This is a genomic window from Chryseobacterium sp. X308 (assembly GCF_020733145.1).
Classification (GTDB): domain Bacteria; phylum Bacteroidota; class Bacteroidia; order Flavobacteriales; family Weeksellaceae; genus Chryseobacterium; species Chryseobacterium cupriresistens.
Genome location: NZ_JAJFZH010000020.1, coordinates 74,862 through 95,451 on the forward strand (window position 1 = coordinate 74,862; position 20,590 = coordinate 95,451).

At 35.8% G+C, this 20,590-nt stretch carries 19 protein-coding genes; 9 read left to right on the forward strand and 10 right to left on the reverse strand.

Annotation, left to right across the window (positions count from 1 at the left end):
- The first annotated feature begins 89 nt into the window (after positions 1-89).
- Positions 90-1,238 carry a methionine aminotransferase gene (locus LIV57_RS18510; protein WP_227943796.1) on the forward strand — a complete coding sequence of 383 codons (1,149 nt, stop codon included), beginning with the start codon at positions 90-92 and terminating at the stop codon, positions 1,236-1,238.
- 461 nt (positions 1,239-1,699) lie between these two features.
- Positions 1,700-1,876: a hypothetical protein gene (locus LIV57_RS18515; protein WP_227943797.1), complete on the forward strand. Its 177-nt coding sequence runs from the start codon at positions 1,700-1,702 to the stop codon at positions 1,874-1,876.
- An 88-nt stretch (positions 1,877-1,964) separates the two neighbouring features.
- Here LIV57_RS18515 and LIV57_RS18520 read toward each other — a convergent pair whose 3' ends face one another.
- The gene (locus LIV57_RS18520) at positions 1,965-2,729 is read right to left on the reverse strand and encodes an SDR family NAD(P)-dependent oxidoreductase (protein ID WP_227943798.1); all 765 of its coding nucleotides are present in this window, start codon (positions 2,727-2,729) and stop codon (positions 1,965-1,967) included.
- Positions 2,730-2,818: 89 nt separating this feature from the next.
- Positions 2,819-3,757 carry a helix-turn-helix domain-containing protein gene (locus LIV57_RS18525; RefSeq protein ID WP_227943799.1) on the reverse strand — a complete coding sequence of 313 codons (939 nt, stop codon included), beginning with the start codon at positions 3,755-3,757 and terminating at the stop codon, positions 2,819-2,821.
- 277 nt (positions 3,758-4,034) lie between these two features.
- Here LIV57_RS18525 and LIV57_RS18530 point away from each other — a divergent pair, with 277 nt between their 5' ends.
- From LIV57_RS18530 to LIV57_RS18540, 3 genes are read left to right on the forward strand one after another with little or no spacing between them, the layout of a single operon-like run.
- Positions 4,035-4,223: a hypothetical protein gene (locus LIV57_RS18530; RefSeq protein WP_110010992.1), complete on the forward strand. Its 189-nt coding sequence runs from the start codon at positions 4,035-4,037 to the stop codon at positions 4,221-4,223.
- A gap of 26 nt (positions 4,224-4,249) precedes the next feature.
- A complete protein-coding gene (locus LIV57_RS18535) occupies positions 4,250-4,447 on the forward strand; it encodes a hypothetical protein (RefSeq protein WP_227943800.1) in 198 nt (65 codons plus the stop codon).
- A gap of 36 nt (positions 4,448-4,483) precedes the next feature.
- Positions 4,484-4,642, forward strand: coding sequence for a hypothetical protein (locus LIV57_RS18540; RefSeq protein ID WP_227943801.1), 159 nt, complete (start codon positions 4,484-4,486; stop codon positions 4,640-4,642).
- A 51-nt stretch (positions 4,643-4,693) separates the two neighbouring features.
- On the opposite strand, the gene LIV57_RS18545 is transcribed toward LIV57_RS18540, so the two are convergent.
- From LIV57_RS18545 to LIV57_RS18570, 6 genes are all read right to left on the reverse strand, one after another.
- Positions 4,694-5,773: a hypothetical protein gene (locus tag LIV57_RS18545; RefSeq protein WP_227943802.1), complete on the reverse strand. Its 1,080-nt coding sequence runs from the start codon at positions 5,771-5,773 to the stop codon at positions 4,694-4,696.
- Positions 5,774-5,857: 84 nt separating this feature from the next.
- Entirely contained in the window at positions 5,858-6,949 is a 1,092-nt protein-coding gene (ychF, locus tag LIV57_RS18550; RefSeq protein WP_227943803.1) for a redox-regulated ATPase YchF, read from the reverse strand.
- Positions 6,950-7,128: 179 nt separating this feature from the next.
- The gene (locus LIV57_RS18555; RefSeq protein ID WP_227943804.1) at positions 7,129-7,680 is read right to left on the reverse strand and encodes a ferritin; all 552 of its coding nucleotides are present in this window, start codon (positions 7,678-7,680) and stop codon (positions 7,129-7,131) included.
- Between the two features lie 243 nt (positions 7,681-7,923).
- A complete protein-coding gene (locus LIV57_RS18560; RefSeq protein ID WP_227943805.1) occupies positions 7,924-9,540 on the reverse strand; it encodes a glycoside hydrolase family 10 protein in 1,617 nt (538 codons plus the stop codon).
- Between the two features lie 128 nt (positions 9,541-9,668).
- The gene (gene typA, locus LIV57_RS18565; protein WP_062675162.1) at positions 9,669-11,474 is read right to left on the reverse strand and encodes a translational GTPase TypA; all 1,806 of its coding nucleotides are present in this window, start codon (positions 11,472-11,474) and stop codon (positions 9,669-9,671) included.
- A 237-nt stretch (positions 11,475-11,711) separates the two neighbouring features.
- Positions 11,712-11,966, reverse strand: coding sequence for a DUF1294 domain-containing protein (locus tag LIV57_RS18570; protein WP_227943806.1), 255 nt, complete (start codon positions 11,964-11,966; stop codon positions 11,712-11,714).
- A 128-nt stretch (positions 11,967-12,094) separates the two neighbouring features.
- Between LIV57_RS18570 and LIV57_RS18575 the strand changes: the two genes are divergently transcribed.
- Positions 12,095-12,451 carry a hypothetical protein gene (locus tag LIV57_RS18575; protein ID WP_227943807.1) on the forward strand — a complete coding sequence of 119 codons (357 nt, stop codon included), beginning with the start codon at positions 12,095-12,097 and terminating at the stop codon, positions 12,449-12,451.
- Between the two features lie 67 nt (positions 12,452-12,518).
- Here the strand turns inward: LIV57_RS18575 and LIV57_RS18580 are convergent, their stop codons facing one another.
- Positions 12,519-13,196 (reverse strand): YceI family protein, encoded by a 678-nt coding sequence (locus LIV57_RS18580; RefSeq protein WP_227943808.1) that lies wholly within the window; start codon positions 13,194-13,196, stop codon positions 12,519-12,521.
- 311 nt (positions 13,197-13,507) lie between these two features.
- On the opposite strand from LIV57_RS18580, the gene LIV57_RS18585 reads away from it, so the two are divergent.
- From LIV57_RS18585 to LIV57_RS18595, 3 genes are all read left to right on the forward strand, one after another.
- The gene (locus LIV57_RS18585) at positions 13,508-15,910 is read left to right on the forward strand and encodes a hypothetical protein (protein WP_227943809.1); all 2,403 of its coding nucleotides are present in this window, start codon (positions 13,508-13,510) and stop codon (positions 15,908-15,910) included.
- A 115-nt stretch (positions 15,911-16,025) separates the two neighbouring features.
- Positions 16,026-18,149: a Tex family protein gene (locus LIV57_RS18590; RefSeq protein ID WP_227943810.1), complete on the forward strand. Its 2,124-nt coding sequence runs from the start codon at positions 16,026-16,028 to the stop codon at positions 18,147-18,149.
- A 40-nt stretch (positions 18,150-18,189) separates the two neighbouring features.
- Entirely contained in the window at positions 18,190-18,843 is a 654-nt protein-coding gene (locus LIV57_RS18595; protein ID WP_227943811.1) for an HAD family hydrolase, read from the forward strand.
- A gap of 76 nt (positions 18,844-18,919) precedes the next feature.
- Here LIV57_RS18595 and LIV57_RS18600 read toward each other — a convergent pair whose 3' ends face one another.
- The gene (locus tag LIV57_RS18600; RefSeq protein WP_227943812.1) at positions 18,920-20,260 is read right to left on the reverse strand and encodes a tetratricopeptide repeat protein; all 1,341 of its coding nucleotides are present in this window, start codon (positions 20,258-20,260) and stop codon (positions 18,920-18,922) included.
- Positions 20,261-20,590: the final 330 nt, after the last annotated feature.

The following is a 20,590-nucleotide window of genomic DNA, read 5'->3' on the forward strand; positions in this document are numbered from 1 at the left end:
TCTTTAAACCTGCTATTTTCTAATTTTTATTACCATAAGTCCAAACTGTTTTAAATATTTCATTAAATTCGGTCAACAAAACTGCTTTTATGATACAACTTCCTTTATCAAAACTTTCCAATGTAGGAACTACTATTTTCAGCCAGATGACTCAACTTGCCAATGAAAATGAGGCGATCAACCTTTCTCAGGGTTTTCCTGATTTTATGCCAGATCCGGAATTACTCAATGATGTGGATCACTTTATCAAAAAAGGGTTCAATCAGTACGCTCCTCTTGGGGGAATGATTGGCTTAAAGGAAGAAATTGCACGAAAAATTGAAAACAGCCATCAGGCAATATACCATCCGGATTCTGAAATAACAATTACCGCAGGCGGTACCCAGGCCATTTTTACCGCTATCGCCTCCTTTATTAAAAGGGATGACGAAGTGATTATTTTTGAACCGGCTTATGACTGCTATGAACCTAATGTGGAACTTTTCGGGGGAATTATAAAGCGCTTTGAAATGAAAGCTCCGGATTACGAAATCGACTGGGCTGCCGTAAAAAGTCTTGTCAGTGAAAAGACCAGGATGATCATTCTTAACAACCCCAACAACCCTTCAGGAAAAATACTGAAAGAAAATGATATACAGGAACTTATTGAGATTGTAAAAGGAACTTCTATTCTTATTCTGAGTGATGAAGTATATGAAAATATTGTTTTTGACGGAAAACAACATGTAAGCATCTGTAAATACCCTGAGCTGAAAGAAAGAAGCCTTCTTGTAGCCTCTTTTGGGAAACTTTTCCATGTTACCGGATGGAAAGTGGGCTATTGTGCTGCACCAAAAAACCTAACAGATGAATTCCGAAAGATTCATCAATTTAATGTTTTTTGCGTAAACACTCCCATTCAGCTCGCACTGGCAGAATACATGAAAAAGGATGAACATTACACCCATCTTAATCAGTTTTTCCAGGAAAAAAGAGATTTTCTGAGAAAAGGCCTTGCAGGCACACCATTTGAGCTTCTGGATTGTGAAGGAACTTATTTCCAGGCGGTAAAATATGATAAAATTTCAGATAAAAATGATTTTGATTTTGCTTCAGAACTTACCATCAACCATAAGGTAGCCAGCGTTCCTTTCTCTTCATTTTATAAAAACAGGCTGAACGAGAATGTGATCAGATTATGCTTTGCGAAGAAGCAGGAAACACTGGAAAAAGCCCTTGAAAATTTATCAAAGGTTTAACAGTAATCTATTTTTCATCTACCAAATTCCCGTTGATTTTTCAGATTGGCAGATCAAAACTGTCGGGCTTGTCTGTTTAATCTGCGGAGTTTTTATTTACAATATAATATTATATTATTCCTTTCCAATTAAATTAAAGCATGAGTATGAGGTCGCTCCCCCTGGACCTATAATTTAAAACAAATACGTTCTATTAGCAGTCAGTTCCCATAGGAGCTGGATTTGATCCCATCGGGATCTGCTGTTAGTAGAAAAAAAATGAAGTCCCTGTAAAAAATAAAGCTCCGGAGGAGCGGCCTGTTAATGATACGTAAATATTGATATTTAAATGTTTTTATAGTTTTATCGATAGTAATGTTATCATATATAATCATTATTTAGTGATTTATTTAGTTTATTTTTCCTATTTTATCTAAATCAAAAAAAATAATAAATCAATAATTACCAAAAATAGAACTACCATGAAAAACAAGAATTTAAACAAAGAAAAAAAATTAACCAGAAAAGAACTGCAAACATTCAACGGAGGATTAGGCAACATAAGATGCACCAATTCTTCAGGCTATTGTATCTACACCGGACCCGGCTGTTCAGAACAAAAATGCCAGCTGCCGGAACCTCTTGAAGCTGTTGAATAAAATACGTTACTTCATATCCGGAATCGGCCGGCTCATTCTGAGCCGGCCGATTTATTTAAAGATAATAATTCACTAAGGTTATCACACTTTATAAGAACATCCCTCCTGAAACTTCAATTCTTTGCCCGTTGATCCATCTTGCATCTTCTGTACACAGGAACGCTACTACTCCACCAATATCATCCGGAAGACCTACTCTTCCCAAAGCTGTAGCACCAGCTACCATGGCATTGATTTCTTCATTATCTCTCACCCTTCCGCCACCAAAATCTGTTTCAATAGCTCCCGGAGCCACTACATTGGCTTTGATTTTTCTTGAACCTAATTCTTTCGCCATATATTTTGTCAGCATTTCAACGCCTGCTTTGATGGATCCGTAAACAGAAGATCCCGGTGTAGCAAATCTTGCCAAGCCTGAAGACACGTTGATAATTCCTCCTCCGTCATTGATAAATGGCAATAATTTCTGAGTCAGAAAAAATACACCTTTAAAATGAATGTCTACCACATCGTCCAACTGTTCTTCTGTCACTTCTGTAATCGGCGAATATAAGGCTGTTCCTGCATTATTGATCAGGTAGTCAATATGAGTGCTTCCTGTATTTTGCTGCAAGTGATCTGTTACGTTTTTCACAAAAGTATCAAAGCTCTTAATATCTTTTGTGTCAAGCTGAAATGCAACAGCATTCCTTCCCATTGATTTGATCTCATTGACAACAGCTTCTGCTTCTTCTTTATTGCTTCTGTAGGTAATAATTACATCCAAACCTTTTTGAGCAATTTTAAGTGCTGAGTTTTTCCCTAATCCACGGCTTCCTCCGGTTACCAATGCAATATTTGTTTTTGTGTTCATTGTATTTTGATTATTTTGATGGTACAAAGTTGGGATATTTTCAGACTGAAGGGTTTGCTTGAATCAATCTGAAATTTGCAAAATTCAAATCAGGAACGGAATTCCAATGGAGTAAAGGAGGTTTTCCTTTTAAAGAAATTGGAAAAATGAGCAATTTCTTCAAATCCCAGCGCATATGATATTTCTGAAACATTCCATCTGGTCTGTTTCAAAAGAATTTTTGCTTCTTGGATAATACGGTCTGAAATCAATTCTGTAGTTGTCTTTCCGGTACTTTCTTTTAATCTTTTATTCAGGTAATTAACGTGAACGGCAAGCCTGTCTGCATAATCTTTTGCAGTTTTCAATTGAAGTCTCTGTTCCCAGGATTCTATAGGAAACTGTCTTTCCAGCAGCTCTATAAACAAAGAAACCACTCTCATGGATGCATCATTTGACGATGATATTTTGGAAGCAGGCTGTAATTTCTGTCCGTAATGGATCAGCTCCAGAACATAGTTTCTGATCAGATCATATTTAAAAACATAATCTGATTCAATTTCCTTTTTTATCTTTTTAAAAAGGTTTTCAATCTCTTCTGCCAGTTCACCATCAATTTCGAAGATCGGCACTCCACCTGGCTGGAATATAGGAAGATCTTCGAGGTTGTAGTACGATTTATCCTTGATGAAAAAGTCTTCGGTAAAAACACAGAAACTTCCTGACTGATCAGGGTCTTCAGGAACCCAGTGATAAGGAACCTTAGGCGTTGCAAATAACAGTGCGTTTTGTTTAATTGAAATTACCTTGTCCGCATACTCTGCCCTGTTCCGTCCTTTTATAAAGCTGATCTTATAATACTTCCTTCTGTTATAGGGCATTTCAGAAGTGGTTTTTACCTTTTCGATGGTCTGGGCAATATCGAAGACATTGAAGTGACCAATGTCCTTGTGAAGTCCCTTTGGAAAAATACTTTCAAGATCTTTGCCCAGTTTGGCAGCCATCTCTTTATAAAAATCTTCCAGTGAAGTATGGGCTACTTTTTCCATCTTAGATGATTTGTAAAATTCAAATATACAAACTTATCAACCAATATTTTTTGAAATGAGTCCAGATTGTTTGGCGAAGCAAAAAAGTCTTTTTAAATCTCAAAATAAAACCTTATTAACTTATTTAAAAATTCAATGTATTTGCCGATTGCAGTTAATATTCACCATCAATATCATAATAAATATTTAAAAATTCTCCATTTTTTTCTAAAGACAGTGATATACTTCATTTATTTTTATTACTTTCGTTAAAACTAACCCATTAAAAATCAAATCAATGAGAAATCAAATCAGTCACATTGGAAAAAAATTAAACAAAAAAGAATTAAGAACGATCAAAGGAGGTCTTATCAACTGTATGGAACCTGTTTTATGTCCAACACCCTGTGAGCCATCTTCTGATCCATACGGATGTACAATCATTTCTCCTAAATGCGCACAAAAAGAGTGCAGACCTGAGTTATAACTAAAATATCATTTTAAACAAAAACTATGAAAAAGATTGAATTAAGCAAAGGTAAAAAGCTTGAAAAAAAACAATTAAAAATGATTCATGGAGGTATGTTAGATTGCATGGAGCCTATCCCATGTACGGAATTTCCTTGTGAAACCTATCCTCCGGATGATGTCCGAAACTGCACCAAGATCTCTATTGGCTGTGCACAAAAAATCTGTAGACCGCAACCTTAAAATAGAATCATTCACTCAACTCCAAAATTAAGCATTATGAAAAATCAAAATTTAGTTAAAGGAAAAAAATTAAACAAAAAACAATTAAGAGTTATTACCGGAGGAAAAGAAATGTGTCTTTTACCAGACCTTACCTGTAAGAAGTATTCCTTTACCTGCGCAGAACTACAATGCCAGCCCGGTATCGAATTTTAATCTCAAATAAAATCGCTCTCTAATCGGGAGCGATTTCTTATTGTTAAATTACTAAATAACAGTGCCTCCAATATTCTTTAGCACCCATTTTCCTTTTGCATATTCTGCTACATAATCATTTGTAAAACTACTTCCTGATATAAAAATATAAAATGTATCAGGATTCTTATTGTTTCTTTGAATTTTGGAAATACCTTGATCTGTTACATCCGTCATTCTTGTGTAATAGGTCTGTCTGTTTTTATTTTCCGGAATGAACAAAACTCTAAGCCCGGGATTGATCCCCTGAAAATAATTACAATCAGTTTTATAAACCTGAAATGTATAATGCAGCTTTTTCATCTCCACAGTTCCATAGTCCGGCAGCAAAAGTTCGTAAAGCTGTGTGAATTTATTCTTTTCAGACATGAACATAGGATTCATATCTTCAAAATCATTGATGCCATCGCCATCTGTATCCTTATTTTGCGGATTCAGACCGAAGCTTTTTTCAAAAATGTCATTATATCCATCATGGTCAGAATCCTTCATCAAATCCTTTAGATTTATTTTAAACATTTTTCCGTCTTCCATTGCTGAATAATCGTCATAACCTGGAAGTCCTTCAACCTTTATAATTTTCACGAGACTTCCTTCCAACTGAAGGACTCCATCTTTTATAATCGGATTTTCCTGAACTTCATTTATATAGTAATGGCTGAAGCTCAGCCCAAGAAAATAAGCCTCAGGTATATCATGTTCGATTTTGAGTAACCAAAATCCCAGTCTGTTTCGACCTAATCCATACATTGTATCAACTGTCTGCTGTGACGAATAAATCATAAACTGATCCGAAAACTTCTCCCTGAACACTTTGAATTCATTCTCCAGTCTTTTTTCCATTATTTTATACCTCTCAGATCCTGACTGAGTATAGGCCACGATACTGTCTTTCTTAAAGCTTCTGTATTTTTTTAGATTTATTATATCAAGATAATCAGGCTTTTCATTTAATATTTGTTCTGTTGTAAAAGGCTTTTGTTCCTTATAACTTTCAAATACCTGGTCTCTGCGGTTTACAAAACAGTTTTCTTCTGCCGATTTTGTGCATGCGAAAAATAAAATAAGGCTTACGAAACAAAAAATTTTCATTGTTAAAGTTTAATACACAAATGCAAAAAACGCTCCCAAATACATGGAAGCGCTTTTTTAATATAACTAACTTTAATACTTTTCTTATACGTTGAATCTGAAGTGCATGATATCACCATCCTGTACAATATATTCTTTACCTTCTACAGAAAGTTTTCCGGCTTCTTTCACTTTTACTTCAGAACCGTAATTTACATAATCATTATACTTGATTACTTCTGCACGGATAAATCCTTTTTCAAAGTCTGTGTGGATTACTCCTGCAGCTTGTGGAGCCGTCCATCCCTGGCCGATAGTCCAGGCTCTTACTTCTTTTACTCCGGCTGTAAAATACGTCTGAAGTTTTAAAAGATCATAAGCTTTTCTGATCAAACGGTTAACCCCTGGTTCTGTAAGTCCCAGCTCATCAAGGAAAATTTCTCTTTCTTCGAAAGTTTCAAGTTCGTTGATATCAGCTTCAATCTGTGCCGCCAATACTACGACTTCAGCACCTTCGCCTGCAGCCATTTCTTCAATCTTGGCAATCCATTCATTTCCGTTTTTGATAGAGTTTTCGTCTACATTACAAACGTAAAGAACCGGCTTATTCGTCAACAACTGAACTTCTCCGATAATTGATTTTGTAAAATCATCAGCAGCAAATTCTCTTGCGTTTTTACCATCCTCAAGGAATTTCTGTAAATTCTGAAGTGTTTCGTAAGTAAGAATATCCTCTTTCTTCCCTGACTTGGTGAATTTTTTAGCTTTTTCAACTGCTTTTCCCACTGTTTCAAGGTCTTTCAGCTGAAGTTCTATATCAATAATTTCTTTATCTCTTAACGGATCTACTGAACCTTCTACGTGAACAATATTTCCGTTGTCAAAACATCTTAAAACATGAATAATCGCTTCACACTCGCGGATATTAGCTAAGAACTGGTTTCCCAATCCTTCTCCTTTGCTGGCTCCTTTTACAAGACCTGCAATATCAACAATTTCAACCACAGCTGGTAAAACTCTTTCAGGTTTTACGATTTTCTCCAGTTCAAACAATCTCTGATCCGGTACAGAAACCGTTCCAAGGTTCGGTTCAATCGTACAGAAAGGATAGTTTGCTGATTGAGCTTTTGCGTTGCTCAGACAGTTAAAAAGAGTTGATTTACCTACATTCGGTAAGCCTACGATTCCACATTTCATATTGTAAAATTCAAAGTTTAAGGTTTAGGGTAACTCAAGGTTTCTCCAACTTTAAACATTGAACTCAGAACCTTGAATTACGAGTGTGCAAAGATAGTGATTTTTGAGGGAGTTTCATAATAAAAAAAATCTGCCAATATTTTGGCAGATTTTTGAAAGGCCTGGTTTCACCAATTGTTTTAAGGATTGTCCCCTGTAGCATTCTGAGCCAGCGGCACATCATTCGGTGCTTCCTGCAAAGTTTTATCTAAAGTAAATAAAGATTCATCTGTTGCCCTGTCGCCGCCTGCAATTTTTAATTTATCAATTAAGTTCTGCGCTAATGTTTCTTCTTCAATCTGTTCCTGTACAAACCATTGCATAAAATTCCACGTAGCCCAGTCTTTTTCTTCCATAGAAAGATCTACAATTCTGTAAATAGCAGTGGTATTGTCAACTTCATGCTTAAAGACACCATCAAAGCAGGCAGTAAGGCTTTCCGGATCTGCGGGAGGAGCAGGAATCGCGTCCACTTTTGGTTTTCCTCCTCTGTTTAAGATATATTCCATGAATTTGATGGAGTGGTTTCTCTCTTCCTGAGCATGGCGGTAAAGAAAATTGGCAATACCCTGATAACCTTTGTCATCAGCCCAGATTCCATAAGATAAAAAAACGTGTGATGCATGAATTTCCTTGTTCATCTGATCACTAAGTGCTTTTTCCATGTTGGTGGAAAGTCTATTAGTATTCATAATGTTATATTTTGGTGATTATGGGATTACTTATGCAAAAATGGTTCCGATACAGTTTTTAATTTTCTCAGAAACATGCACTTTATTTTAAAATACAACTGGTTTTCAATATTTTAAATTAATAATTTATAGTTATTCTAAAATAAAAACCAGTTCTGTCTGAGAACCGGTTTTTAAATTTATGATTGAGATTGCTTCACCTAAAGGTTCGCAATGACCAATTTAGAATGGATAGTATCCCAACTATTTAATCTTTCTAGCTGTATAATCACTCTCATTTCCTAATCTGTCGATAGCTTTGATGGCAACGGCATTCAATTTTTTTCCGTCTTTAGATTTGGGAATATCTTTTGAAAGCGTATCCAATGTCAGAATTTCTGTTTGCCATACTCCGTTGTACTGAGTAAAAAGTACCCACAGGAAAACATCAGCGGCATTTTTTGTACTCCAACTTGTCTGAGCAAAACTTCCGTTATCAGCAATAAACAAGGTTGGAGTCTGCAATGGAACCGCTTTAATCCATGGAGATTTCGGAACTAATGCTTTTTCATTGTATGGTCCGCTTTTCAAAGCGGGAAGCATATTTGGATTTTTGGTAAGCCCGGCAATACTCCAATGAATTTCTCCGGCATCATTTTTAAGGATATTTCTGGAAATTGCAATCTGGTTTTTGATTTCAGCCGGACGGTCGGATACTTTTATTTCAACAGTATTCAATCCCGGCCACAGGTGACGTTTCATTGTATTTTCAGACTGCCACCAGCTTAACAGGCCTTCGAAGCTTTGTCCTTTGGAATCTATAGGCCAGTAAAGCTGTGGGGAGAAATAATCTACCCAGCCTTTATTTAACCATAATTTAGCATCTGCATACAATTCGTCATATTGTGATGATCCTACAACTCCTGCCGGATATCCTGGTTTCCATATACCGAACGGACTGATCCCGAATCTTACATTATTTTTTTCTGCGTGAATTTCTTTATAGATACGTTCTACAAATTTATTCACGTTATCTCTTCTCCAATCTGCTCTGGATAAGGTTCCGCCACTGCTTACATAGGCATTCCAGCTTGCATTATCAGGAAAATCCGCACCTTTGTTGTAAGTGGCATAAGGATAGAAATAATCGTCAAAATGTACAGCATCAATGTCGTATCTTTTTACAATATCTTTCACCACATTGGATACGTGACCTTGTGTTTTCGGATTAGCAGGATCAAACCAGTACATTCCATTCTTTAGTCTAACCACAATATCAGACAGTTTATTGGCCATTGAAAGCTTATTTACTGCGCCTCCGTTGGTATGATGTGCACGGTAAGGATTCAACCAGACATGCAGTTCCAGCCCTCTTTTATGAGCTTCTTCAATCCAGAACTGAAGCGGATCATAATTGGGATATGGTGGAGTTCCTGTTTCTCCGGTCAGAAAGTAAGACCAAGGTTCGATATTACTGGTATAAAGTGCATCTGCGGAAGGTCTGATCTGGAAAATAGCAGCGTTGAAATTGTTGTCTTTCAGCATATCAAGCATACTGATTGCTTCTGCTTTCTGCTGCTCTACCGTAAGATCATTTCTTGATGGCCAGTTGATATTGGCAACACTTGCGATCCATGCCCCACGGAATTCTCTTTTGATTTCGGGAAGATTGGTTCTGAAATTTTCTTCACCGGAAGCTCCTGTACCTGTAGCAGGTTTTACAGCTGTCGGATTTACTTTCGGAGGGTTTGTATTGTTGATTGGTTTTGTCGGATTCTTCGCGGAAGGTGTTTTTACAACGCTGTTCTGAACGGAACAGGAGGTAGCGTAAGATGCAAAAACGCCCAATAAAACGATAAGTTTTAATTTATTCATTCTCATAGTCACAAAACTACTTTAAAATTTATTTTTTTATTTCAGAGATTATTATGCCAAAATAAGCATTTAATGGGTAGGTATAGAAAAAAAGCCTCGAAAATCGAGGCTTTGATTTTATGTATAAGATTTTATTATGCTTTTGCAGATCTTTCTACTCTTTTTCTTTCTTCTTCAGAAAGGATTTTCTTTCTCATTCTGATGAAGTTCGGAGTTACCTCAATTGCTTCATCACCCTGAATGTATTCCATACATTCTTCAAGTGAGAATAAGATTTTCGGAGCAACACCAGTATCTTTATCTTTTCCTGAAGCTCTCATGTTGTTCAACTGTTTTGCTTCTACGATGTTTACTACTAAGTCACCAGGTTTGTTTTGCTCACCGATGATCATTCCTGTGTAGATTTCCTCACCCGGATCAACGAAGAACTTACCTCTATCCTGCAATTTAGCAATAGAATATTCTGTAGCAGGACCAGTGGTTTTGCTGATTAAAACACCATTGTTTCTTCCAGGAATAGCACCTTTGAAAGGCTTATATTCTGTGAAACGGTGTGCCATAATAGCTTCACCAGCTGTAGCTGTTAACATCTGAGAACGTAATCCGATCAAACCTCTTGAAGGAATTTCGAATTCCATGTGCTGCATTTCACCTTTAGTTTCCATAATGTGAAGGTCACCTTTTCTCTGAGTTGCCAGGTCAATAACTCTTGAAGCAAATTCTTCAGGAACGTCAACAACCAAAGATTCATAAGGCTCACATTTCTCACCATCAATTTCTCTGAAGATAACCTGCGGCTGACCAATTGTCATTTCGTAACCTTCTCTTCTCATTGTTTCGATCAAAACTGATAAGTGAAGAATACCTCTACCGAATACAAGGAATGTATTGGCATCATCAGTCTGCTGAACTCTTAATGCAAGGTTTTTCTCTAATTCTTTTGTTAATCTTTCTTTCAGGTGATTAGAAGTAACATATTTACCGTCTTTACCAAAGAAAGGTGAGTTGTTGATAGAGAACGTCATGTTCAGCGTAGGCTCATCAATTGCCGTTCTTTCCAATGGCTCAGGATTTTCAAGATCTACGAAAGAATCTCCGATCTGGAAAGCATCAAATCCTACTACAGCACAGATATCACCTGCCTGTACTTCAGTTACTTTTTTCTTTCCTAATCCTTCGAAAACGTAAAGTTCTTTTACTTTTCCTTTTACAATTTTACCATCTGCCTGAGCAAGACCAATCCATTGAGATTCTTTGATCTCACCTCTTGTCACTTTCCCGATTGCAATTCTTCCTAAGAAAGAAGAGAAGTCAAGAGAAGTGATCTGCATCTGAAGATTACCTTCTGTTACTTTCGGTTCAGGAACATATTGTAAAATACCATCCAATAATGGTAAGATATCTTCAGTTTGCTCTAATGAAGTGTTGAACCAGCCTTGTTTTGAAGATCCATAGAATGTAGGGAAATCCAATTGCTCTTCTGTAGCATCAAGGTTGAAGAACAGGTCAAATACTTTATCATGAACTTCGTCAGGACGGCAGTTTGGTTTATCTACTTTATTGATAACCACTAATGGTCTCAATCCTAATTCCAAAGCTTTCTGAAGTACGAATCTTGTTTGCGGCATTGGTCCTTCGAACGCATCCACCAACAAAATAACCCCATCAGCCATTTTCAATACTCTTTCTACTTCTCCACCAAAATCGGCGTGACCAGGAGTATCGATTACGTTAATTTTTGTGTCTTTATAAGTAACAGAAATATTCTTGGATAAGATCGTGATCCCTCTTTCTCTTTCAAGATCGTTATTATCCATAATTAACTCCCCACTCTCCTGATTTTCTCTGAAAATGTTGGTAGCGTGAATGATCTTGTCAACCAAAGTCGTCTTTCCGTGGTCAACGTGTGCGATAATCGCAATATTTCTAATGTTTTGCATAAAAGATTTTTACGGGTGCAAAAGTAGTGATTTTTAATGAAAAAATATTTAGTTATACAAATATTTAATATTTTGTTTAAAATACTTATTTACAAGACAATAAAAAAGAGTGCTCAAAAAAATCCCGTTTTACACTCAGCATCTTTAAATCTCAGCCAATTTTTCTAAGATTTATCATATAGTAAAAAAATGTATGTTTACAATATCAAATTTTAGAGATTCATTGAGATATTACGATCAATGTCTTATTAGTCTGTAAAACACAACCAGATCAATCAAAACCACAAGCACAAATTTTACTAAAAAAGATTTTTTTGATGTTTTATGATTAAAAATCACCATTCCTGAGGCAGCTCCTAAAATTCCACCTAGAAGGGAGATTCCTAAAAGAGTGTTTTCAGAGATTCTCCACTGATGTTTTTGGGCTTGCCATTTATCAAATCCAAAGATCCCAAATGTAATCAGGTTTGTTATAAAAAGAAAAGGAATCATTCAAAAAATTAATTTGTGGCAAAAGTAAAGCTTAATTTGTACATGGAAACAACTTTACAACCATGAATATATTTATAATTTTATCAGAATAAGATTTTATAAATTTGCGCTTCCTAAAAATAAAATCAATGACAGTAAAGGATCTTGCAGGAAGCTACTCTATTGAAGGAAGTAATCAGGAAGAGTCTTCCCTACCCACATATCATGGTATATTAACCATATCCATTGACGAGAATAACCGTATCATCGCGCAATGGATTATCGGTGATCATATACAAAATGGTACCGGATTTTATAAAAATCAGATCCTGGTAATCAACTTCAATTATGAAGGTGAAGATCATAAAATATATAAAGGTGTTGCTGTATATCGCTGTCTGAATAAGGATATACTTGATGGATTCTGGTCTGAAAAGCACGGTAACCCTCTATATCTTGGAAGTGAATATTGTGTGAGAATTCAGAATTCAACGATTTTGAACTGATTTTTCAGTAAATAAAAAGAGCTGTCTTTTAGAAAGACAGCCCGGTTGTTATTACAATTTAAATAACTTATTTTTTAGCTTTTACATCGATAGCAATCTCGATATCTTTGCTGATCATCCATTCTGCAGGGTCTGCTTCTGATGTACCGAATTTGATCCCCCAATCTGCTCTGTTTACAGTAAATTTAGCCTGAATAGCTGCTGAGCTTTCAGTCACATCTACTTTAGCAGGGAAAGTAACATTCATTGTTTTTCCTGATAATGTAAGATTTCCGCTTACTGTTTTATTAGCTCCTGCTACTGCATCTTTTGGTGCTTCTTTCAAATCTGTAACACTGGTAATTTTGAAATCTGAAGTAGGGTTTTTCGCTACATCAAAGAAATCAGGGTTTTTAAGGTGAGCTTCAAGGTCTGCCGGTTTTTTATCTTTCTCTGTTACTGAAGCCGGATCTACTTTGATAGAATTCATGTCAATAATAAAGTTTCCTGCAGCAACCTGACCTGCATCAACACTGATATCTCCTGATTTTACAGTAAGTGTTCCCCAACGAGGCGCCATACCTCCCTTGTGGAATGCTTTCCAGTTTACTACTGAAGCTGCTGTGTCTACTGCCAGTGTTTCTCCTTTGCTTTCAGCTACTGTCTGTTCCTGAGCTGTTGCTGCAGACTCTGCTGTTTTTCCTTTATCACATGATGCCAAAAGCAATCCTACTCCAACTAATGCAATTACGCTAATTTTTTTCATATTGAACTGTTTAAAAAAGTTTGAATTTTGTTGTTTTCGGGTACAAAAATAGAAAAACCTATTTGGAGGAGCCTTAACATACATCAAGAAAAAAATGTTTTTACTTTTTTTATTGTCTGTAAGTATCATTTTTTCACCTTTTTTTCGCATTAATCATGTTAAACTGCACTTTAAATCCATTGTTATAATCACTTTTTATCCTGATCAACAACCATTTATATTTAATAGGAATAAAAACCAAGTTATATTATTTTATTTATGGGTAAAATATGTATTTTTATCTTTTGTAAAAACACAAATCTTTACATGAAATGTCAAAAAAACTAATACTTCTACTTGCTTTAAGCACTACACTATGCCTTAATGCCCAAACAAAAGCTGAACAGGCAATAAAAGCATTTGAACAAAAATATCATCAGGAAAAAATACATCTGCTATTAGATAAAAACAGCTTTGTTGCAGGTGAAAATGTATGGTTTAAATCTTACGTATTTGATGGATACAATACATCAGCTATTTCTACTACACTATTTGTAGAACTCTATGACCGGAATAAAAAACTGATCAGTAAAAAACTGGTTCCTTTAATTGACGGAGAAGGAAGCGGAAGCATTTCTCTGCCCGCTTCTCTAAAGGAAGACGTTTATTACATCAGAGCTTACACAGCCTGGATGGCTAATTTTAATGAGGATTTCCAATTTATAAAACCTATTGCAATCTATAATCCTGCCTCACCTGAAAAATTAATACTCAATCCAGCATCCAGCTGGACCGCTTCAATACACCCCGAAAGCGGGCATCTTATAGACGGAATCAATACGAAACTGGCTGTACGTTTACAATCTGCAGGAACAGCTCCCCTCGATTGGGACGGATATGTAGTAGATTCTGAAAATCCTGATTTAAAAATTGTGACATTTAAGGGGTTTGATCAAAATGTAGGCCTATTCAGCCTTACTCCAAAAAGTGGTAAAAAATATCAGCTTGTCATTCAGGATAAGCAAGGTCAGAAACAAAATGTCGCCTTACCTGAAGTATCTTCATCAGGAATATATTTACGGGTAACCAACGATAAGGATCATGTAAAATATACTTTACAGACAAAAAATACTTCTCAAGATTCCCAGTATTACAAAATCTTAGGAACGATAAACAACCAGCTTGTTTATAAGGCTCAGGTAAATAAAATTATCAACGAGACCGAATATTCTATTCCCAACAATCAGCTCGTCAATGGTATCTTGCAGCTCACTGTTTTTGACGATAAGGAGAATGTAATTGCCAGCAGGTTGTCTTTCGTACAGCCACAAATATTACAAATCAAACAACCACAATTACAATCTCTTTTATTCAGCAACTCCTCCCGTGGAAAAAATTCATTTGCTATTCCTAAAGATCCGGATTATTCCAACTATACTGTTTTGATAATTGACGCTAATACGAAAAGCACCGAAGAAGATCATAGCTTATTAAGTTCATTATGGCTAACCGGAGATATTACTTCAAATATAGCAAGCCCGGCTCAGTATTTTACAAAAAACCGCAATATAGAAGCACTGGATGCTCTTTTGATTTCAGAGAAATGGAAACGTTTTGACTGGAAATCAATTATTTCAGGCTATTTTCCAACAATCAAATATCAGCCTGAAAATTATCTTTCTTACAAAGGAAAAATAAATATTCAGGGGAAACCAGCTCCCGACACAGATTTAAATTTAATTTTTGATTCTGAATCAGGATCTAAGATTTTTCAAATCAAATCAGATCAAAGCGGATTTTTTATCCTCAACAATTTAATTTTTGAAGATTCAATGAAATTTTCATATAAGCTTAATTCAGAGTCTAAAGAGCCTGATCATAATTATTCTGTTTATTTCCAGCCGAATTTCGACTTTATTCCTTATCAAAAGAGCCTTCCCCTTACTTCTTGTCAGCTCACACAGCGCTCTAATGATGATCCACCATCAGAAGAGATCACACGGTCATTTATAGCACTCAACACCCATAAAATGATCAATGAGAAAGTAACAAACATTGAAGAAATAAAGTTAAGGGGAGAAATAAGAAGCAAGACTAAAAAATTAAATAATGAATTGAGCAGCCCGCTGTTCAGAAGTGCCCGTGAGGAAGTTTTTGATTTTATTAATGATCCGAAAGCTGTTACCTCAACCGGTATTATGCAATGGCTGCAAGGGAGGGTTTCCAGTTTAAGGATCGATTCTAAAAACGGAACTTATATTCCATATCTGTATAATGAGCCAACCCAAATTTATCTAGATGAAATGCCTGTTTCGCCGGGCCAGGTAAGCAATATGTCTTCCTCAGAGATTGCCCTGGTAAAGGTTATCAAAGGATTTTTTGCGGGAGCACCCGGAGGTGGCAATGGAGCCATAGCCATTTATACCCGCCGGGGCAGTTCCTCTGGCAAGACAATAGACAGAAACCAGCCATCACAATTAAGGCAAATCAGCCTCTCCGGATATGACAAAGAAGTTCCGTTCGAGAGTCCGGTGTATGACAATGAAGCTTTTAGAAAGATCTCACAAGACACCCGGAGCGTTCTCTACTGGAGCCCCAATCAGGAAGCTCAGACTCAGGAATCAACACCTGTACAGTTCTACAATAACGACGATGCAAAGAAATACAGAATCATTATCATGGGGTATGATAAAACTAATGAGACCCCGCTTTATTATAATGAAGTGCTGCCTTAATTCATTTAAATTAATCATACTGTCCGATTATTATACAATGTAATCGGGCTTTTTTCTATCTGTATGTCATCTTTCTCATTCCAAAACCCTATTTTAGCTATCCGAAAACAGAACAATGACGACCGTAGAATTTATCCAGAGACAGCTCAGCATTTCTGAAAAGAGCATCAACAATACTTTACAATTATTAGCAGAAGACTGCACCATTCCTTTTATTTCGCGTTACCGAAAAGATAAGACCGGAAACCTTGATGAAACACAGATTGAACAGATTTCAAAAATCAGCAGGCAGTTTGAGGACATTGTTAAAAGAAAAGAATCTATTGTAAAATCGATAGAAGAACAGAATTCATTAACGCCTGAACTTCAGAAGAGAATAGAAGAAAGCTTTGATATCCAGGAGCTGGAAGACCTTTACCTGCCTTTCAAAAAGCGTAAGAAAACCAAAGCTGACACAGCCAAGGAAAGAGGACTGGAACCTTTAGCTAAAATTATTATGAGTCAGAAAAGTAATGATATTCATTTTCTGGCTTCAAAATATCTTAATAATGAAGTAAATTCTGAAGAAGAAGCATTGCAGGGAGCAAGAGACATCATGGCAGAATGGATCAATGAAAATATGTATGTCCGTAAAAATCTCCGCAGATTATTTCAGCGTAAGGCTGTTATCACTTCTAAAGTTGTAAAAGCCAAAAAAGATGAAGAGGATGCGCAGAAATTCTCCCAATATTTTGAATGGGAAGAAAGTCTTGGCAGAACTCCTTCCCACAGACTTCTGGCAATGTTGAGAGCAGAAGCGGAAGATTTTGTAAAAACAAATGTAGCTGTAGATAAAGAAGAAGCAATCGGTTTTATTGAAAAAGCAGTCATTAAATCCAACAATGAAAGTTCGGACCAGATTGCACTGGCCATAAAAGACAGTTATAAAAGGCTTCTGGAACCCGCTATTTCAAATGAGACATTACAGGAAGCCAAAGAAAAAGCAGACAAAAAAGCGATTGAAATTTTCTCTGAGAATTTAAGCCAGCTGCTTCTTGCTCCACCTTTGGGAGAAAAGAGAATTCTGGCAATAGATCCCGGATACCGAAGCGGATGCAAAGTTGTGTGCCTGGATGAGAAGGGAGATTTACTGCATAACGAAACCCTCTACCCTCACGCTCCGCAGAATGAAAGCGGAATGGCTATGAAAAAAATCCGTTCTATGGTAAATGCCTATAATATTGAAGCTATTTCTATTGGTAACGGAACAGCAAGCCGCGAAACAGAATTTTTCATTAAAAAGATCGCTTTTGATAAGCCTTTGCAGGTTTTTGTGGTTTCTGAAGCCGGAGCATCCGTGTATTCTGCAAGTAAAATTGCAAGAGATGAGTTTCCTTCGCATGATGTAACAGTACGTGGAGCTGTTTCTATCGGAAGAAGACTTTCTGATCCGCTGGCTGAATTGGTGAAAATTGATGCAAAATCTATAGGCGTTGGGCAATATCAGCACGATGTGGACCAGACCCAACTTAAAAATGAGCTGGATTCTACTGTCATGAAATGTGTAAATTCTGTGGGAATTAATTTAAATACCGCCAGTAAGTCTCTATTAAGCTATGTTTCCGGAATCGGAGAGAAAATGGCAGAAAACATTGTGAATTACCGTACTGAGAACGGAGCATTTGAAGACAGGAAACAGCTTAAAAAAGTTCCAAGACTTGGAGAAAAAGCTTTCCAGCAAGCCGCCGCTTTCGTGAGAATCACCAATGCCAAAAACCCATTGGATAACTCTGCAGTACATCCGGAAGCGTATGGAATTGTAGAGAAAATGGCAAAAGATTTGGGTATTAAAACCACTGAGCTGATTGCCAATAAAGAAAAAATAGCTCTGATAAAACCGGAAAACTATACAACAGGAGAAATCGGAATTTTAGGAATTAAAGATATTTTAAAAGAACTTGAGAAGCCGGGACTGGATCCAAGAAAAGCAGCAAAAGTATTTGAATTCGATCCGAATGTTAAAAGCATCAAAGATTTAAAAGCAGGAATGATTCTTCCAGGAATTGTCAATAATATTACCGCTTTTGGATGTTTCGTAGATCTTGGAATCAAAGAAAGCGGGCTGGTTCATATTTCGCAGCTTAAAGATGGCTTTGTATCAGATGTGAATGAAGTGGTAAAACTTCATCAGCATGTTCGTGTAAAGGTAACGGAAGTGGATGAAGCAAGAAAAAGAGTACAACTGAGCATGATTTTGTAATGTTTAACCGTTATGTATTTAAATTAAACCAACAATTATCATGTTGAAAACAAAGAACTTAATCTTCGATCTGGATGGAACATTATGGGATTCCAGAGCTACGATTATCAAAATATGGAATAAAGTATTGGGTAAACATCAGTTGATCCAAAAAGAACTGAAACCTGGAGACATGAATCAGTATATGGGATTATTAGCTCATGACATTGTAAAAGATATTATTCCCGGCATTTCAGACCTGCAGGTTCAGGAACTCCTTTCTGAAATTGTAGGCGAAGAAAATAAAATACTACACTTAGAAGGTGGAATTTTATATGATGGTGTGGAAGAGACTTTAAAGAATCTGGCTAATACCTATTCTCTTTTCATCGTAAGCAACTGCCAGGATGGGTATATTGAATCTTTTTTAGATTATTATCAATTCAGTGATCTGTTTCTTGATTATGAATCCCACGGAAGAACCCGAAAAAACAAATCTGAAAACATACAGCTTCTTATGGAAAGAAATCAGTTATCTGCTGAAGACACCATATATATTGGAGATACCCAAACTGATTATGATTCTGCAACATCCAATGGGTTACCATTTATCTTTTGTAAATATGGATTTGGAACGTTAACCAACCCTCTGTATGAGCCGGCGATTCTTTCCTTTTCACACTTAAGACTCCGCATTTCCGATATAACCAAATAAAGGCCGTCTCTCAAGACAGCCTTTATTTTTTTACAAAAAACACGCGTACAAGTACGCGTGCCATGCGATTGAACTATTATTTGGAATTTAAATTTTGCAAGAAAAAATAAAGATCCACATCGGATGGAATATTTAATTTTTTCCTTAACCTGTTTTTCTTTGTTTGTACCGATCTGTGCTGCATAAATGCATATTGCGCAATTTCCTTAGAGGAAAAGCCCAGTTGTATCATTGCACAGAAAGAAAGTTCATTTGCTGACAGCTTTGGATTAATCTCAAAAAGCTTTTCAACTAATTCAGGATTAGCACTTTGATATTCATTAAAAAATAAAGGATCATTTTTCTTTGCTAAAGACACCAGCCTTTCATCATTAGCAGACATTTTCTTCATTAGAGATTCCGTTTCTAATTCTTTCTCCTCTATTATTTTACGCTTTTTAGTAATTCTTTTCTGATAAACCCAATATACAAGTACAATAACACCCAATAATACAAAAACGACTACATTATATATGATGGTTGAATGCTTTTTTTCGATATCAGTTTTCTCCTTTTCCTGAACCATTTTATCAACAGAAGTGTTGATTGATTCATCCCATACCTTTTCCAGACTATCGTTTAATTTAGCATATTTTTCCAGATAATCTTTCTCTTTTGAGCTATTGTTTAGCTTTTTATAGGTCTTGGCAATAGCTTGATACAATACGGGAACCTGATAGATTCTTTGGGTCTTTTTGAGTATTTCTACTGATTTGATATAGTAGTCTAATGCCGGAGTATAATCCTGCTCTTCAAATAAAAAATTCCCATAATAAAAATAAGTAAGAGCTCTCTGGGAATCCCAGTAATCTTTTTTTTCTAAAAGGGAAAAAGCCCTGTTAAAATATACCTGTGCCGAATCCTTATTTTTACCAAAAAGCAGATAGTGATTAGCAATCGTGGAATTGATAACCGGTGTAGGTTTTACATCTAAAGCTTTGTGCAGATAGATTAATGAGGAATCAATCGAATTTGTTTCTCTTAAAAAGTCAGCTCTGTTTGCATAAACAACAGATAAAATTTCCCGATCATGCTTATCCTTTATTTGTTTACCATAATAAATTGACCTGGAATTATACTTAATGGCTTTTTTATAAAGACCTATTACAAAATTAGCCTGGCCATACTCCTGATATAATCTTGTATAGAGATAATAATCTTCCATCCCTTCAAGGTTTTCTTCAGCCAACTGAAAGTACTGGAAGGCTTTTTCATACATCCCGACCGTTGCATACATATTACCCAAATTAATGTATGAAAGGACCACTCCTTTTTTATAATCCTGTTTTTTACTAATATTATAAAATTTCGTATTAAGATTAATCAATTCTTTTTTTCTGCCACTTACTCTTAAATTCTCATTTACCTTGATCAGCATACTATCTATATATTGAGGGGTGTATGTCTGAGAATAAAACAAGTTGGAAAATAAAAGATATATCAGGGTGCTTAGCAATACTTTCGAAAATTGGTTAAGCTTTAATGTTCGCATAGTAAATTAAATAATAATAAGTTTCTAAAGTGAAAAAGCAACATCAGTTTCTAACACATAAAAACTACCTAACAAGATATTAATAATAACTTTTTCAAGCAAATTATAACGCATAATTTAGTTTCCATAAAATTAAATAAAAAAAATATATAATTACAAAATTTTTGCTAATTTTAGTTAAATTAAAAAATATATCATCATTATATTCACTATATA